Raw genomic sequence first — 16,124 nt, 5'->3', positions numbered from 1 at the left:
CTCAAACAAAAAAGGCCGCCGGTGACGGCGACCACGGAGGACGGGGCGGCCCGCCGTACGGGCGGCGGAGGAGGAGGGTGGAGCGACTCACCGTACGGGCGGCGGAAGGTGGAGCGGCCCGTCGTACCGGCGGGAGCTGCGAAGACGCGGGAAAGGCGCGCGGCGCACGACGGCATGGCCGTCCGTGCCGGGGACCGGAGGCGGGGATCCTCCGTACGACCGCCGTCACGTCATCGGGACGGCGGCGCGGAACGGCGCGTGCTTCGCCGGCATCACGGAGCACGCGCCACACGGCGGTGCCGGGTCAGACGCGGAGGGTGAGGACGTGCTCGACCAGGGTGATCAAGGTCGACTTCACCGCGTCGCGGGACCGGGCGTCGGTCCGGACGATCGGGATGTGCGGGGAGATCGTCAGGGCCTCCCGCACCTCCTCCTCGCCGTGGAGGTGGTTGCCCTCGAAGCCGTTGAGGGCGACGACGAAGGGCAGACCGGCTTCCTCGAAGTAGTCGATGGCCGGGAAGCTGTCGGCCAGACGCCTCGTGTCGACCAGCACGATCGCGCCGATCGCACCCTTCACGAGGTCGTCCCACATGAACCAGAACCGGTGCTGGCCCGGCGTACCGAACAGGTACAGGATCAGGTCACGGTCCAGGGAGACCCGGCCGAAGTCCATGGCCACCGTGGTGGTCCGCTTCGTCGGGATCTGGGAGAGGTCGTCGACCCCCGAACTCGCCTCCGTCATGACCGCTTCCGTGGTCAGCGGCATGATCTCGGAGACCGCGCCGACGAAGGTCGTCTTGCCGACACCGAAGCCGCCGGCGACGACGATCTTCGTCGACGTCATCCCGGCGTCAGAGCCTGCGAAGCCCACTGAGCACCCTTTCAAGCAAGTTGAGATCCGGCTTTCCGGCATCCAGCGACGGATGGTGGATCTGCACCAGACCCTCGGCCGCCATGTCCGCGATCAGCACCCGGGTCACGCCCAGCGGCATGTGCAGCATGGCCGAGACCTCGGCGACCGAGCGTATCTGCCGGCACAACGAGGTGATCGCCTGATACTCCGTGGAGAGCATGGCGAAATCCACGCTCGGAGCAGTCGCCGAGGAGACCAGCGCCTCGAGCGCTAGCTGCGTCCGAGGAGCGGTCCTTCCCCCGGTCACAGCGTACGGGCGAATCAGACGATTCCGCCCGCTCTTGGCCTGAGGCGGCGGCTCGTTCATCGGATGCTATCCCTCCTTCTCGGTTGTTGTCCCGGCGTTTCGCGAGCGATGCTCGTCTATCGCTGGGACGCCTGAAGCTCGGCGCGCAGGGCCGGGGTCAGCGCCTGGCCCGCCCGCTCGGCAAGAAGTGTCATCTGGTAGGCCACCAGGCCCATGTCACAGTCGGGGGAGGCCAGCACGGCGAGCGCGGAGCCGTCGCTGATCGACATGGTCAGCAGGAGGCCCCGCTGCATCTCGATCACGGTCTGCACCACCGGGCCGCCCTCGAAGACCCGCGCGGCACCCTGGGTCAGGCTGATCAGACCGGCCGTGATCGCGGCGAGCTGGTCGGCGCGGTCCTTGGGGAACCCCTGGGAGTAGGCCAGCGGGAGGCCGTCCGTGGAGACGATCACCGCGTGCGCCACACCCGGCATCTCCTTGACGAACTCGGTGATCAGCCAATTGAAGCCGCGAGCGGCCTGACTGAGTTGGTGGTTCACTGCTTCTCTCCCTCGTCGGCGTTGAATCGCTCGTTCATCTCGGCGCGACCCTGCCGTACGCCTTGCTGGAAACTGGACAGACGACTGCGCACCCGCTCAGCCGAGAGCGGGGGCATCGGGGAAACGGGTGGAGCCGGCGCGGACGGAGCCGAGCCGGGCACCAGGTTGGCCTTGGGCACCCGCTTGGGCAGGCCCGCCCCGGTCACCCCGCCCTCGACGGGCTTGCTGGCCGCCGCGGCCGCGGCCCAGCCCTGGTCGGCGGGGGTGCTGCTCCAGGGCTGCCGCGCCGGGGGCGCGGCCGGAGGCTCGGCCGGGCGGATCCGGGTCCCGGTCTCGGCCGGGCCGGACTCCGCCCGGTCGCCGCCGGGCTCGCCCGGGGCACTCGCCTCGGGCCCGGCCGCGGGCGCCTCCACCGGGACGCTGCTGCGGAACCAGTCGGAGCCGACCGCCGCGAAGATCGGCAGGAACTCCTCCGGCTCCGGGTCGGTCGCCGAGACCTCCACCGCGGGCAGCGTCTGGGTGTTCTCCGCCTGCTCCAGGCGCCGCGGCGACCAGGGGTCCGCCGAGGACGTCTCGCCCCAGGGGTCCGCCGGGGGGACCTCCGGCCAGGACGGCGGGAAGGACGGCGGCGGGGCGGACGGCGGAGCCGAGGAGAACGGCGACCGGGAGACGGGCGGCGCGGCCGGGGGCGCCGGCAGCGGGGCGGCCGTGGCCGGCGGCTGGGTCGGCGTCAGCGGCGAGGCCCACAGGCTCTCCACCTCGGAGGCGGACACCATCGGCTTGGACCACAGGTCCGACACCGACGGCGGGGCGGCCGGGGGCTCCGGCGCGAGGGCCGCGGGCGGGGCCGCCTGTGCCGCGGAGTGCTCGCCGAACGGCGTGTCACCCACGGGCGGCATCCCGAACGGCGTGTCACCCACGGGCGGCATCCCGAACGGCGGGCGCTCGTTCTGCTCGCGCAGCGGGGGCATCCCGAACGGCGGGCGTTCCTCCTGCTCGCGCAGCGGCGGCATGCCGAAGGGCGGCCGCTCGGCGTCCCGGCGCGGAAGGCCCGGCGCGGCGGGCTCCTCCGCCGAGGGAGGACCGGAGAACGAGCTCTCCCCCGGCAGGGAGGCGCCGAAGGAACCGAAGGAGGAGCCCGCCGACGGGGTGGATCCGAACGGGTCCTGGCGCAGGCCGCCGGCGAAGGGGTTGCTCTCCAGGGCCGGGGCCGGGCCCCGGTTCGAGGCGGCCATCGCCAGGGCCGGGGCCATCGACTGCGCGACGACCTGGGCGGGCAGCAGGACGACGGCGCTCAGGCCGCCGGTCTCCGGCCTGCGGAGCTGGACGCGGATGCCGTGGCGCTGGGCCAGGCGGGCGACCACGAACAGGCCCATCCGGCGGGAGACCGACAGGTCCACCGCGGGCGGCTCGGCCAGGCGGCGGTTGGCCTCGGCCAGCTCCTCGTCGCTCATGCCGATGCCCTGGTCGGTGACCGCGACGATGACGCTGCCCATCTCGTTGCCGTTGCTGGTCACCGTGATCTTGGTGTCCTGCGGCGAGAAGAAGATCGCGTTCTCGACGAGCTCGGCGATCAGGTGGACGATGTCGTTGACGGCCTGGCCGATGATCAGGGTGCCGGACTCCACGCGCAGGTTGACCCGCTCGTAGTTCTCGACCTCCGACAGCGAGGCCCGCACGACGTCGCTCAGCGGGACCGGCTCACTCCACCGGCGGCTCTGCTCCTGACCGGCGAGAACGAGCAGGTTCTCGGAGTTGCGGCGCATGCGGGTGGCCAGGTGGTCCAGCTTGAAGAGGCTGGCCAGCCGGTCGTCGTCCTGCTCGCCCTGCTCCAGGTCGTCGATGAGGTCGATCTGGCGCTCCACCAGCGACTGGGTGCGCCGGGAGAGGTTGACGAACATCGCGTTGACGTTGGCCCGCAGGCGGGCCTCGTCGCCCGCCAGCCGGATGGCCTCGCGGTGGACCTCGTCGAAGGCCCGGGCCACTTCACCGATCTCGTCGCGGGTGAGCACTCCGATGGAGGGCACCTCGACGTTCGGGGCCAGGTCGCCGGACTCGCGCAGCGTGCGGACGGTGTCGGGCAGCCGGGAGCCGGCCACCTCCAGCGCCTCGCTGCGCAGCCTGCGCAGCGGGCGGACGAGCGTCCCGGCCACCCAGGCGGTGATCAGCAGGATCAGGACCAGCAGGACCAGGATCGTGCCACCGGAGATCATGGCGTTGCGCTGCTCGGCGCTCTCCATCTCCTGGCTGCGCGCGACCACCGTGGCGGCCATGTCCCGCTCGACGGTGCGCATGCCGTCCACCGTCGCGCTGGAGGCGTCGAACCAGGTCCGCACGCCCAGGTTGCCCAGGCCCTTGTTCTCGCGCATGCGCGACATGACCAGGGCGCGCATGGCGTCGGCGCGGTCGACCTTCGGGCCGCTGACCGCGTCCTGGAAGCGCTGGATCTGGGCGGCGGAGGCGGTGGCCTGGAAGGCCGCCACCTCGCTCACCTGGCTGCGGTAGGCGCCGATGAAGTCGGCGGGGTCGTCGAAGTCGAAGCCGCCTTCGAGCCGGGCGACGAGCAGGATGCCCCGCTGCCTGGCGACCTGCTCCTTGGCGCGGGTCAGCGCGCCCAGGGCCAGCGCGTCACCGATCAGGCGTTCGTCTCCACCGCTGCGGCCGAGGTCGTCGTGGAGGGTGACGAAGTCGGCGATCATGCGCGAGTACATGCCGAGGGCGGCACGCGGGAGCACGCTGCCCTCGGTGATCAGGTTGCGCAGGCCGCGCAGCCCGTTGAGCCAGCGGCGCACCTGGGAGGCCTCGGTCTGCACCCGGGCCGCGTGCCCGTCGGTGATGGCGGAGATGGCGGCCAGCACCTGGGTGCCGGCCTGGTCGACCACCTCGCGCTGCTTCTTGACCTGGGTGAGCCGGGCGGGACGGCGGTTGTCCGCGATGTACCAGGCGGTGAGGTCGCGTTCCTCCGCCATCTCGTGGGAGAGGGTGCCCAGGCGCTCGACCAGGGAGGCGACCTCGGACATCCGGCGGTACTCGGTCGCGGTGGACAGCGCGGTGGTGAACTGGAATCCGCTCAGCAGTACGGCCGCCGCGGTCGGCAGAAGGATCAGCGCGACCAGGCGGGGACGCACGCGCCAGTTCGACGGCAGGAGCCGGCTGCCCATCCCTGCCGCACGACGGTTCCGGCGGTCTTGTGTCTTCACTGGCCTACGTAACCCCTCGCCGAGTAGGGAAGCGGCGCAAACAATTTGAGCACATCCTTTATGTCACTACGAATGGGGTAGATATCTACAAATCACCCTGAAAGGGATTCCAGCCGACAAAAAGCACCAGATTTCTAGGCGGGCCGGAACGAGTCCCTCACCTCCGGAGCCTGATGCTTGATCATCAGATGGCGCGTCACCGAGTACTCCTGCACGGCCTCCTGGCTCATGTCCTTGCCGAACCCGCTGCCCTTGACCCCGCCGTGGGGGGCCTCCGAGGCGATGGGCAGATGGTCGTTGACCCAGGTCACGCCCACGTCGAGGCGGTGGGAGACGCGCAGCGCCCTGGCCACGTCCCTGGACCAGACCGAGGAGGCCAGGCCGTAGGGGGTGTCGTTGGCCAGCCGCACCGCCTCGTCCTCCCCGTCGAAGGGCAGGGTCACCAGCACCGGGCCGAACAGCTCGCCCTGGACGATCTCGCTGTCCTGGCGGGCCCCGTCGACCAGCGTCGGCGGGTAGAAGAAGCCGGGGCCCTCCACCGGGGCGCCGCCGCACAGCACCGCGGCGCCCGCGGCCCTGGCCCGCTCGACGAAGCCGTGCACCCGGTCCCGGTGCCCGGCCGAGATCAGCGGGCCGATGTCGGTCTCCGGAGCCCAGGGGTCGCCGACCTTGATCCCCGTCAACATGCCGTGAAGCGCTTCGACGGCCTCGCCGTACACCTCTCTGGCGATGTAGACCCGGGTGGCGGCGGTGCAGTCCTGGCCGGTGTTGTAGGTCGCGCCCATCGCCACGCCCCTGGCCATCTCGGCCAGGTCCGCGTCGCCGAAGACCAGCGCCGGAGCCTTGCCGCCGAGCTCCAGGTGGACCCGCTTGAGGGAACCGGCGGCCCCGCGCATGACGGCGCGGCCGGTCTCGGTGGAGCCGGTGACGCTGACCATGTCCACGCCCGGGTCGGTGACCAGCGCCTGGCCCACCTCGGCGTCGCCGAGCACGACCTGCAGCAGCCCCTCGGGCGCCCCGGCGCGGGCGAACAGCGCGGCCAGCCGCAGCGTGGTGCCCGGCGTCTGCGGCGCCGGCTTGATCACCACCGCGTTGCCCGCGGCGAGCGCGGGGCCGACCTTCCAGACCGCCATCACGAGCGGGAAGTTCCACGGGGCGATCGAGGCGACCACGCCCACCGGGCGGCGGACCAGGACGGAGGTGTAGCCGGAGCTGAACACCCCCGCCCCGGTGCCGTCCAGCGAGCGGGCCGCCCCGGCGAAGAACCGGAGGTTGTCCACGGCGAAGGGCAGCTCGCCGTCGCGGAAGACCGCCGCGGGCTTGCCCGTCTCGCACACCTCCAGCCGGGTCAGCTCCTCGGCGTCGGCCTCGACCAGGTCGGCCAGACGCAGCAGCACCCGGGCCCGCTCGGCCGGGGTCGCCGCGCTCCACTCCTCGAACGCCGCCCGCGCCCGCCGTACGGCCTGCGCCACCTCGGTGACCGGGGTCTCGGCCGCCTCCGAGAGAGGCTCACCCGTCGCCGGGTTGATCAACTTGCCCATGGAACGTCCCTACTCGCTTTTCGAAAACCTCAGGCGCCGGCCTGCTCGATGAGGTCGGCGGCCCGGCGCAGCCCGTCGCGGCGGCGGATCTCCTCGCCGGCGGCGGCCAGGCGCGCGCGCAGCTCGGTGTCGCCCAGCAGCCGCTCCAGCGCGCCGGTCAGCTCCTCGTCGGTGAAGCCGTAGGTGGACAGGCGCACGCCGTAGCCCAGCTCGTGCATGCGCTGGGCGTTGTCGTACTGGTCCCAGAACAGCGGCAGCAGGATCATCGGCTTGCCGAAGTGCAGCGCCTCGGTGGTGGTGTTGTTGCCGCCGTGCGTGATGACCAGGTCCACCAGCGGCAGGATCTTCGTCTGCGGGACGGTCTCGGCGCCCCACATGTTGTCGGCGAGCTTGATCTCCTCGTGGAGCGGGCCCTTGGAGACGATGAAGCGGTACGGGGTGGTGGCCAGCACGTCGATCACCCGCTGCATCAGCTCCACGTCGGCCGAGCCGAGCGAGCCGAGCGAGAAGTAGATCAGCGGGCTGTCGCCCCGGAGCGACTCCGGCACCTCGAACTCCTGGTCGGTCTCGCGGACCGAGGAGTCCAGGCGGTGCCAGTTCGCGCCCAGCGGGCGGGCGTCGACGTAGTCGGCGATCTCCGGGTAGACGTACAGGTTCAGGTCGCCCTCGTGGATGAAGTCCAGCTCGGGCAGGGGCGCGGTGCCCTGGGCCACGCACCACTCGTTGAAGGCGGTCCAGATCTCGCGGTGGGTGCGGTCGTACTCGGCGCGGAAGGCCTCCCACTCGGAGCGGTCGTCGGCCGGCAGGCCGGAGAAGACCGGGGCCACGTTCTCGCCGCGGACCTCCAGCGGGTTGCAGGAGACGATTCGCACGAAGGGCTTGCCCGCCGTCAGAAGGGCCGGGAACGTGATGACGTTGTCCTCGACGATGACGTCCGGCTGAACCCGCCCGATAATCTCCTTGAGCTGCGGCTCACAGTACTTCACGCCGTCGATGAGCGCTTCCCAGATCGGCTTGGTCACCGTCTCCAGCTGCTCGGTGGTCGACTTGCGATATTCCGGCGCGGTGTCCCGGATGAAGTCCTTCCAGAACTGCCCGGCGTCCTGCTCCTCCTCCGACGGAGGAGCCAGATCGACCAGATCCTCCTCGAAACCGAGCGCCTCCAGCTTTCCCTTCCAGGACGCCTCGGCGGCGAAGACGACGCGGTGACCGCGCTTGCGGAGAATGTCGCCGATGCCGATGCAGTTGTTCGTCGGCCCGTAGGCGCTCTCCGGCATGAAGAGGATAGTGAGGGACATCCTGACTCCAGGTCTGGCAACTTGTTTTTGAATACGGGTTTAAATCTTGATCTAGCGGAAATGTCACTGAGCGGTCACTATGGACCCCGGCATAAATCGTCAGTAGGGACGGACGGGGGAATATGACGCGCAAGAGCCGGACGGACCGGCGCGTGGATCTCATCGATGCGGCACGCCGCGCCATCATCAGGCACGGCACCGAGGGTGTGGGGCTCAACCACGTCGCCGAGGAGGCGGGACTGACCTCCGGCGCCGTGCTCTACCACTACCCCAACCTCAGCGAACTGCTGGTGGACGCCCACCACGCGGGCATGGAGCGCTTCTACGAGCTGCGGCTCAAGCGCATCAGCGGCATGCGCGACCCGGCCGAGAAGCTCGTCGTGACCATCCGCTCCGGCCTGCCCCACGGCCCGGACGATCCGGACGTACGGCTGCTCAACGAGCTGGGCGGCGCCGCCGCCCGCAACCGCATGTACGCGCTGCTGCTCACCACGCTCTACGACCGGCAGGTCGCCATGTACCAGAGCATTCTGGAGACGGGCGGCGCGCTGGGGACCTTCACGCTGACCGACGACTCTCTGGTCATCGCGCGCAACCTGGTCGCGCTCGAGGATGCGTACGGTTACCGCATAACGGCCCGCCACCCGGTTATCGGCCCTGATGAGGCGGTCGACCTCATCCTCGCCTACGCCCGGACGGCCACGGGCAACCCGCTGAAGACGTCTCATTGAGGCACCAGGACCCCGTCCCCCGCCGCCCACGACAGGCTCACCCGCGCACCGGCCCGGATCGGCGTGGCCCCCTGGGTGGCCGCCAGGACCGGCTCCGCGCGGCCCGGCACGGTGACCGAGACGTGCGACACGCCGCCGTAGAAGCTCACGTCGGCGACCTCGCCCTTCAGCACCCCTTCCCCGTTCTGGCCGCCGTCCAGCCGCAGCCGCTCGGGCCGTACGGCCAGCAGCGCCGGAGTGCCGTCGGGCAGGTCCGAGGAGCCGGGCAGCACCCCGAGGCCGTCCGCGGCCAGGCCGACCGAGCACGCCCGGCCGGAGAAGAGGTTGTTGGCCCCCACGAACCCCGCGACGAACGGGGTGCGCGGCCGCTCGTAGAGCGCCACCGGCGCGTCCACCTGCTCGACCTGGCCCGCGCTGAAGACCGCGATCCGGTCGGCCAGCGACATGGCCTCCTCCTGGTCGTGGGTGACCACGACGAAGGTGATGCCGACCTCGTGCTGCAGCCGCTTGAGCTCCAGCTGCATCTCCGCGCGCACCTTCTTGTCCAGGGCCGACAGCGGCTCGTCCAGCAGCAGCAGCCGCGGCCGCTTGACGATCGCGCGGGCCAGCGCGACCCGCTGGCGCTGGCCGCCGGACAGCTGCTGCGGCCGGCGCCCGGCCATCGAGGTCAGGCCCACCTTCTCCAGCACCTCGGCGACCCGCGAGCGGACCTCCGCCTTCGGCAGCTTCTCGCGCTCCAGGCCGTAGGCGACGTTCTTGGCCACGGTCATGTGCGGGAACAGGGCGTAGGACTGGAACATCAGGTTGACCGGGCGGCGGTGCGCGGGGCGGCCCAGCAGGTCCTCCCCGTCGAGGGTGACGGCCCCGGAGTCCGGTGACTCGAACCCGGCCAGGATGCGCAGGAGCGTGGTCTTGCCGCAGCCGCTGGGGCCCAGCAGCGCGAAGAACTCGCCCTGGCGGATCTCCAGGGAGACGTCCGCCAGCGCTGTGACGTCGCCGAAGCGGCGGCTGACACCGGTGATCTGCAGCATCAGGAAAGGGACTCCGTCAGTCGGGTCATCCGCTGGGCCACGATCACCACGGTGAAGCTCACGGCCAGCAGCAGCGTGGCCAGCGCGTTGATCTCGGGGGTGACCCCGAAGCGGACCATTGAGTAGATGACGATGGGCAGGGTCGGCTCCGTCGGCGCCGCGGTGAAGAACGCGATGACGAACTCGTCGACGGACAGGGTGAAGGCCAGCAGGGCGCCGGCGGCGATCCCGGGGGTCAGCTGGGGCAGCGTGATCCGCAGGAAGGTCGTCACCGGACCGGCTCCCAGGTCCCGCGAGGCCTCCTCCAGGGAGGTGTCGGCGTGGGTGAGCCGGGTGCGGACCACCGCGGCCACGAACGCCATGCCGAACACCGTGTGGGCCAGCAGCACCGAGTGCAGGCCGAGGGTCATCTTGATCATGCCGTAGAAGACCAGCAGTCCGATGGCCAGCACGAGGTCGGGCAGTACGGCCGGCAGCACGCTGACCGCGTCCAGCAGCTTGGACCTGCTGTGGCGGGCCATGCCCACGGCCAGGAGCGTACCCAGCACGGTCGCCAGGATCGTGCTGCCCAGGGCGACGACCAGGGTGTTGACCAGCCCGTGGCGGATCTCGGCGTTGCCGGCCAGCTCGCCGTACCACTTCAGGCTGAAGCCCTCGAAGGAGTACGGCGAGTCGCCGGAGTTGAACGACATGAAGACCAGCACCGCGATGGGCGCGTACAGGAAGAGGTAGGTCGCCCAGAACGGGACGTACAGCAGGCGGGGTCTACGCACGGCGGGCACTCCAGGCCTGCAGGAGCAGCAGGACGATCAGCACGGCGATCAGCGCCAGCGCGAGCGTCGAGCCGAACGGCCAGTCGCGCGCCTTGAGGAACTGGTCCCTGATCAGGTTGCCGACCATGATCGAACGGCCGCCGCCGAGCAGCTCGGGGATGATGAAGTTGCCGAAGCTCGGCACGAAGACGAACAGGCACCCGGTGACCACGCCCGGCAGGGTCAGCGGCAGCGTGACCGAGACGAACGTGCGGGCGGGCCGGGCGCCGAGGTTGGCCGAGGCCTCGCGGAGCTGCGGGTCGAGCTTCTCGATCGCGGCGTACAGCGGCAGCACCATCAGCGGCAGGTAGGAGTAGACCAGGCCGGTGACGATCGTGCCCTGGTTGTACAGGAACTCGAACGGGCCCAGTCCCAGCTCGCCCAGCGTGGAGTTGACCAGCCCCGGGCCGCTGAGCAGCACGATCCAGGCGTAGATGCGGACCAGGAAGTTCGTCCAGAACGGCAGCACGATCGCGACCAGCGCGACCGTCTTCCACTTGCGGGGGAGCATCGCGATCAGGTACGCCGTCGGGTACCCGACCAGCAGCGCGATCACCGTGGCGATCGTGGCCAGCCGCAGCGAGCTCAGGATGACGTCGAGATAGAGCGGGTCGAACAACCGGGTGAAGTTCTCCCCGGTCGCCTCGTAGACGACCCCGCCGAAGCGGCCCCTGCGGAACAGCGTGTAGCTCAGGACCAGGGCCAGCGGGATCAGCAGAAGAACGATCAGGTAGGTCAGGCCGGGACCGAGGAAGATCAACCGTCCCAGCGCACGCGACCGGCGCGACCGCGATGCCGCGGCCGCGCCGGAGACGGTGGAACGTGTCACTGTTGCGCCGCGACCTCGGTCGCCAGGCGGGTGAACTTCTGCGAGTCCTCGCCCAGGTCGATGATCGACTCACCCTGGAGCAGCTGCGCCGGCGTCATCTGCAGCGACGGGGTCTTGGCCTTCAGGTCGGCGTCGACGATGTCCATCGCGGCCTTGTTGGGCACGCTGTACAGGATGTTCGAGGCGGCCCAGCCGTGGACCTGCGGGTCCAGGATGTAGTTGATGAACGCGTGCGCGGCCTCCTTGTTCTTGGAGGACTTCAGGACGACCATCGTGTCCACCCAGAGGTCGCTGCCCTCCTTGGGGACCACGAAGTCGATGTTCTTCTCACCGGCCGGGCACCAGCCGTCCCACGCCTCGACCATCACGGCCTCGCCCTTCTTCAGGCGCTCGCCGAAGGTCGTGTCGTCGTAGGCCAGCAGGTTCGCCTTGGCGGCCAGGAGCTTCTCCTTGACCTTGGCCAGCTCCTCGTCGCTGCGGGTGTTGACCGAGTAGCCGAGCGCCTTGATGGCGGGCAGGGCCAGCCAGCGCTCGGTGGTCATCATGGTGACCTTCTTCTTGGCCTCGGCCGGCGGGTCGAGCAGGTCGTTCCAGCTCGTCGGCGGCGTCTTCAGCAGGTCGGTGCGGTAGCAGATGCCGGTCGTGCCCCAGGTGTAGGGGACGGAGAAGACATTGCCCTTGTCGTAGGCCAGCTCCTTGGCCTCGGGGAACAGGTTGGCCAGGTTCGGCACCAGCTCGGGGTGGATGGGCTCCAGCAGCCCGGCCTCGTTGAGGGCCTGGGCGTACTGGCCGGAGACGAAGGCCACGTCGAGACCGGTGTCGGCACCCGAGGTGAGCTTGCCCATGATCGTTTCGTTGGTGTCGTGCAGGGTCACCTTCAGCTCGGTCTTGAGCTTCTCCTTGACCTGCTGCGGCAGCTCCTTGGGCGTGTACCCGTCCCAGACCGAGATCGTGACACTCTGCTTGGAAAGGTCCGCGTTGGGGTCGAGCTGGGCGGACGAGGCGCTGGCGGCGGGCGCGGCGGTGTCGGCGGCCTCTCCGCCACACGCCGAGACCGCGAGCGCGAGACCGGCAACCAGAGCGGCAGCCGGAAGACGACGGCTGTACCGGGAACGGGACACGGCCGCTACTCCTTCAAAATTCAGATTTATGGAGCGGTCCGACGATGGGGACACGACAGACCAAAGCAGGAGTGTTGCAGGCAACATCAACATCGGCAACACTTTTCATGACATCGTCACATTGGAAGTTTGATCTGTCTGTTGAACCGATCTTCAATATGGGAGCGGCTGGGCACCGTGCCCCGCGCCGGCGACGGACGGACCGTCGATCTCCTGGTGGCCCTGACCTCGGAGATCCCTCCGCCGTACGTCGTACGGCACTTCCACCCGCTCCCCGAGACGTCCCCCGGAGCCGCTGAACGGGGCTTCGATGTGGACCAGACGAATCATTCCGTCGTCGTCGGCGAGAGCGTCATCGTCAAGTGGCTCACCCCGCCCGCCCCGCTCCCCCAGCCGACCCCCGAGGCGTTCGCCCACCTGACCGCGGTGGGCTTCACCGCCACGGCGGCGCCGTACGCGGCGATCTCCCGCGGCGGGGAGCTGCTGGCGCTGGTGACCGCCTACCTGCCGGACGCCCGCGACGGCTGGGAGTGGTGCGTGGACGAGGCCGCCGCCGGCCGTACCGCCTTCGCCGCCGATCTGGGACTCCTCGCCGCCGATCTGCACGCCGCCCTGGCCACCCCGTCCCCGGCCTTCCCCGACCCGGTACGGCTCCCGCCCGTCTCACCGAACCCGTGGCCCGCCCGCGCCCGGACCGCGCTGCGCGAGGCGCTGGAGCTGACCGGCGGCGAGGACGGCCGGTGGCTGGCCGCCCGCGCGGACCGCATGGAGCGCGACTTCGGCGCCCTGGAGGATCCCGGGGCGACCCCGCTGATCCGCATCCACGGCGACCTGCACGTCGGTCAGATCCTCCGGTGGCGGGAGGGGTACGCGGTGATCGACTTCGACGGCAACCCGACGGTCTCCGACACCGACCGCCACCAGCCGGCCGCCCGCGACCTCGCCCAGCTCACCACCAGCCTGGAGCACGCCGGCCAGGTGGCCGTCAGACGCCGCGACGCCGACCCCGCCGCGATCGGGCGCTGGGCGGCGCAGGCGGTCGGCTCGCTGGAGGACGCCTACAGGCGGCGCCTGCGCGAGCGCGGTCACGCGGATCTGCTCCACGACGGGCTGCTGCGGGCCTTCGCCGTGGAGCAAGAATGCCGCGAGCTCATCTACGCCGCCAAACATCTGCCACGCTGGCGGTACGCACCCATGGGCGTGCTGCGGTCCTGGTATGCCTGAGAGACACGACCGCACCCCCGACGTGAAGGAGCGCATGTGAACGCCGAGCTGTATCTCGCCGACCTGGAGGCCAAACCGGCCGCCCTGTCCGAACTCGCCGACGCCCTGGAGGCCGCCGACCCGTTCGAGGCGGTCCCGGACGGCATCAGGCGGGTGGTCTTCCTCGGCATGGGCAGCTCCCGCTACGCGGCCCGGGTCGCCGCGCTCCACCTGCGGGCCGCGGGCTTCGACGCGGTCGCCGAGTACGCCTCCGCCACGGCCTCCTACCCCGCGACCCCGGACACCCTGGTCGTCGCCATCTCCGCCACCGGCGGCAGCCGGGAGACCCTGGACGCGGTGGCCCGCTATCGCGACCGGGCCCCGGTGCTGGCCATGACCAACCGGCCCGGGTCCCCGATCACCGAGAACGCCGACCTGGTGGTCCCGATGCTCGCCGGCGAGGAGCGCGGCGGCGTGGCCTGCCGTACGTTCCAGCACACGATCGCCCTGCTGATGTCCCTGCGCAACCGCCTGACCCGCACCGACACGGACGTGCCCGCGCTGCTGTACCGCGCCGCGGAGGCGACCTCGGACCTGCTGGACCGGCGCGGCGAGTGGCTGGAGTCCGCGGCGGACCTGCTCGACGGCCCGGACGGCGTCTACACCCTCGCCCCCGCCGAGCGCCTGTCCTCGGCCGAGCAGTCGGCCCTGATGGTCCGCGAGGGTCCCCGCCGGGCGGCCACCGCCTGCGAGACGGGCGACTGGTCCCACGTCGACGTCTACCTCACCAAGACCCTCGACTACCGCGCCCTGGTGTTCCCCGGCTCCCCCTACGACGACCAGGCCATGGACTGGATCCGCCAGCGCGGCTCCACCGTCCTGACCGTCGGCGGAGACCTCCCCGGCGCCAAGTCCGCCATCCGCTACCGCCACGACCACGACCCCGACGTCTCCCTGCTGACCGAGACCCTGGTCGCCGAACTCATCGCCGCCCGGTGGTGGCTGGCCCAGTAGCCGCCGCCGTACGGCGGGCAGGCCGGGGACGGGGGTCGCCGGGGAGAAGGGGAAGGGACGTCACAGGCGGCGCAGACCGCTGAGGACGCGTTCCAGGAGGCCGAGGTCGGGGCCGCGCTCCTGGACCTGGGGGTGATAGATCCGGACCAGGCCCTCGGACTCCATGTCGGAGATCAGGACCCGGGCGACGCCCAGGGGGATCCCGAGGAGGGCGGAGACCTCGGCGACCGAGCGGACCTGGCGGCACAGCTGACTGATCGCGCGGTACTCGCGGGTGAAGGACATGCCGAGCGTTCCGGAGGTCGCCGAGGAGACCAGGGCCTCCATGGCGAGCTGACCGCGTGGAGCGGTCCTGCCGCCGGTGACGGCGTACATCCGCACCAGCGAGCTCTCCTCCTCCTGCGGCGGGCCTGCGTGGGGCGGGCCGTAGCCGTCGGCCCCGCCCCGGGGGTCGTTCCAATGGGGGTCTGTCATGGCTCAGCTCTCCCGGTTCGGGAGTTCGTTGCGCGCCTTGCGCACACCCTGCTGGAAGCTCGCCATCCGGCTGCGCACCCGTTCGGCGGAGACCGGGGTCACCGGCGGGGGCGGTGGCGGGTTCGGGGAGGGCGGCTCGGCCGGGTTCGCGGGTGTCACCGAGCCGGGGACCAGGTTCGCCTTGGGGGTGCGCCGGGGCAGGCCGGAGGAGGTCACGGCGCCGTAGACCGGCTCGCTCGCGGCCTGGGCGGCCTGCCAGCCGCTGTCCGCCGGGGACGACCACTCCTCCACCGGCGGGGACGACGCCTCATCCGAGGTGCCGTCGGCGGAAGACTCCTGCTTGTCGGTCTTCGTCCGGTCGATCGTACGGAACCACCCCGACTCGACCGAGGCGAAGATCGGGAGATATTCGTCCTCGGTGTCCAGCGCCGAGGTCTCCACCGTGGGAAGCGCGCCGCTCACGGCCGGCTCTCCGGGGGTCGGGAGGCTGTCGGGCGGTCCCGGGTCCTCGACGGACCGCCTCGTGAAGCGGTCGAACGGTCCGGTCTCCTCCGCGGGATTGACCGCGAAGCGTTCGAGCGAGCCGGGTCCGTCGGCGGAGTGCAGCGCGAAGCGGTCGAAGGGTCCGTGTGAGGGGACCGGAGGGCCGGAGCGTTCCGGCGGGTTCCACACGCTGGGGCCGGTCGCCCCGGGCGGCCTGCCCTGCGGTGGCACGGCTCCCGCCGGGGAGGCGGGCGCGGGTGTTCCCGGAGGGAAGGACGGGGCCGCCGGAGGCGGGGGGAAGAGCGGGTCGGCGGGCCCCGGGGGGAACGGGGCCGCGGGGCCGGTGGACAACGGGGGGAAGGCGGGCACGCCGGTGGGCGGGGTGGGCCCGGTGCCGTCGGCCGCTCTGCGGAACGGCGGTGTGTCCGCGAAGCCGCCCCGCTCCCGGGAGGGGTCGGGGCCGCCGGGGAAGGACGGGGCGGGAGTCCCGAGGACGGGAGGTCGTCCCCCGGCGAAGGACGGATCGCCACCCCCGAAGGGGGACTGCGGTCCGGGGGGGAACGGCGGATCGGCGTTCCCGAAAGGAGCTCTCGGCCCGGGAGGGAACGGTGGATCGGCGCTCCCGAAGGGGGACTGCGCCCCGGCGAAAGACGGGTCGGCGCTCCCGAAGGGGGACTGCGTTCCGCCG

15 protein-coding genes are annotated in these 16,124 nt (G+C 71.2%); 3 read left to right on the top strand and 12 right to left on the bottom strand.

Going from position 1 to position 16,124, the window contains the following annotated elements:
- Positions 1-304: 304 nt before the first annotated feature.
- From Psi01_RS04155 to Psi01_RS04130, 6 genes are all read right to left on the bottom strand, one after another.
- Positions 305-844, bottom strand: a complete 540-nt coding sequence (locus Psi01_RS04155; protein ID WP_204062584.1) for a GTP-binding protein — start codon at positions 842-844, stop codon at positions 305-307.
- A 7-nt stretch (positions 845-851) separates the two neighbouring features.
- Positions 852-1,220 carry a DUF742 domain-containing protein gene (locus Psi01_RS04150; RefSeq protein ID WP_203875513.1) on the bottom strand — a complete coding sequence of 123 codons (369 nt, stop codon included), beginning with the start codon at positions 1,218-1,220 and terminating at the stop codon, positions 852-854.
- Between the two features lie 56 nt (positions 1,221-1,276).
- On the bottom strand, positions 1,277-1,699 hold the full coding sequence (locus Psi01_RS04145) for a roadblock/LC7 domain-containing protein (protein ID WP_203875514.1): 423 nt from the start codon (positions 1,697-1,699) through the stop codon (positions 1,277-1,279).
- Entirely contained in the window at positions 1,696-4,860 is a 3,165-nt protein-coding gene (locus Psi01_RS04140; RefSeq protein ID WP_204062583.1) for a sensor histidine kinase, read from the bottom strand. The genes Psi01_RS04145 and Psi01_RS04140 overlap by 4 nt, the downstream gene beginning before the upstream one ends.
- 173 nt (positions 4,861-5,033) lie before the next feature.
- Entirely contained in the window at positions 5,034-6,440 is a 1,407-nt protein-coding gene (locus tag Psi01_RS04135) for an aminobutyraldehyde dehydrogenase (RefSeq protein WP_204062582.1), read from the bottom strand.
- A gap of 29 nt (positions 6,441-6,469) precedes the next feature.
- A complete protein-coding gene (locus tag Psi01_RS04130) occupies positions 6,470-7,738 on the bottom strand; it encodes a glycosyltransferase (protein ID WP_204062581.1) in 1,269 nt (422 codons plus the stop codon).
- A 152-nt stretch (positions 7,739-7,890) separates the two neighbouring features.
- Here Psi01_RS04130 and Psi01_RS04125 point away from each other — a divergent pair, with 152 nt between their 5' ends.
- Positions 7,891-8,469, top strand: coding sequence for a TetR/AcrR family transcriptional regulator (locus tag Psi01_RS04125; RefSeq protein WP_239127060.1), 579 nt, complete (start codon positions 7,891-7,893; stop codon positions 8,467-8,469).
- On the opposite strand, the gene Psi01_RS04120 is transcribed toward Psi01_RS04125, so the two are convergent.
- The 4 genes from Psi01_RS04120 to Psi01_RS04105 are packed head-to-tail and all read right to left on the bottom strand — an operon-like array spanning position 8,463 to position 12,262.
- Positions 8,463-9,500, bottom strand: a complete 1,038-nt coding sequence (locus tag Psi01_RS04120) for an ABC transporter ATP-binding protein (RefSeq protein ID WP_204062579.1) — start codon at positions 9,498-9,500, stop codon at positions 8,463-8,465. The genes Psi01_RS04125 and Psi01_RS04120 overlap by 7 nt on opposite strands.
- A complete protein-coding gene (locus tag Psi01_RS04115; protein WP_204062578.1) occupies positions 9,500-10,273 on the bottom strand; it encodes an ABC transporter permease in 774 nt (257 codons plus the stop codon). Before Psi01_RS04115 ends, Psi01_RS04120 begins: the two co-directional genes overlap by 1 nt.
- Positions 10,266-11,141, bottom strand: coding sequence for an ABC transporter permease (locus Psi01_RS04110; RefSeq protein WP_204062577.1), 876 nt, complete (start codon positions 11,139-11,141; stop codon positions 10,266-10,268). The genes Psi01_RS04115 and Psi01_RS04110 overlap by 8 nt, the downstream gene beginning before the upstream one ends.
- Positions 11,138-12,262, bottom strand: coding sequence for a polyamine ABC transporter substrate-binding protein (locus Psi01_RS04105; RefSeq protein ID WP_204062576.1), 1,125 nt, complete (start codon positions 12,260-12,262; stop codon positions 11,138-11,140). The genes Psi01_RS04110 and Psi01_RS04105 overlap by 4 nt, the downstream gene beginning before the upstream one ends.
- A 141-nt stretch (positions 12,263-12,403) precedes the next feature.
- On the opposite strand from Psi01_RS04105, the gene Psi01_RS04100 reads away from it, so the two are divergent.
- Positions 12,404-13,486 carry a hypothetical protein gene (locus Psi01_RS04100; RefSeq protein WP_204062575.1) on the top strand — a complete coding sequence of 361 codons (1,083 nt, stop codon included), beginning with the start codon at positions 12,404-12,406 and terminating at the stop codon, positions 13,484-13,486.
- 36 nt (positions 13,487-13,522) lie between these two features.
- The gene (locus tag Psi01_RS04095; protein WP_204062574.1) at positions 13,523-14,479 is read left to right on the top strand and encodes an SIS domain-containing protein; all 957 of its coding nucleotides are present in this window, start codon (positions 13,523-13,525) and stop codon (positions 14,477-14,479) included.
- A 60-nt stretch (positions 14,480-14,539) separates the two neighbouring features.
- Here the strand turns inward: Psi01_RS04095 and Psi01_RS04090 are convergent, their stop codons facing one another.
- Together Psi01_RS04090 and Psi01_RS04085 are read right to left on the bottom strand one after the other, a co-directional pair.
- Positions 14,540-14,953 (bottom strand): DUF742 domain-containing protein, encoded by a 414-nt coding sequence (locus tag Psi01_RS04090; protein ID WP_204062573.1) that lies wholly within the window; start codon positions 14,951-14,953, stop codon positions 14,540-14,542.
- Between the two features lie 3 nt (positions 14,954-14,956).
- Positions 14,957-15,415 (bottom strand): hypothetical protein, encoded by a 459-nt coding sequence (locus tag Psi01_RS04085; protein WP_204062572.1) that lies wholly within the window; start codon positions 15,413-15,415, stop codon positions 14,957-14,959.
- Positions 15,416-16,124: the final 709 nt, after the last annotated feature.

Source organism: Paraplanobispora siamensis, from assembly GCF_016863175.1.
GTDB classification, from domain to species: domain Bacteria; phylum Actinomycetota; class Actinomycetes; order Streptosporangiales; family Streptosporangiaceae; genus Planobispora; species Planobispora siamensis.
This window is presented reverse-complemented; position numbering and strand designations above follow the sequence as displayed.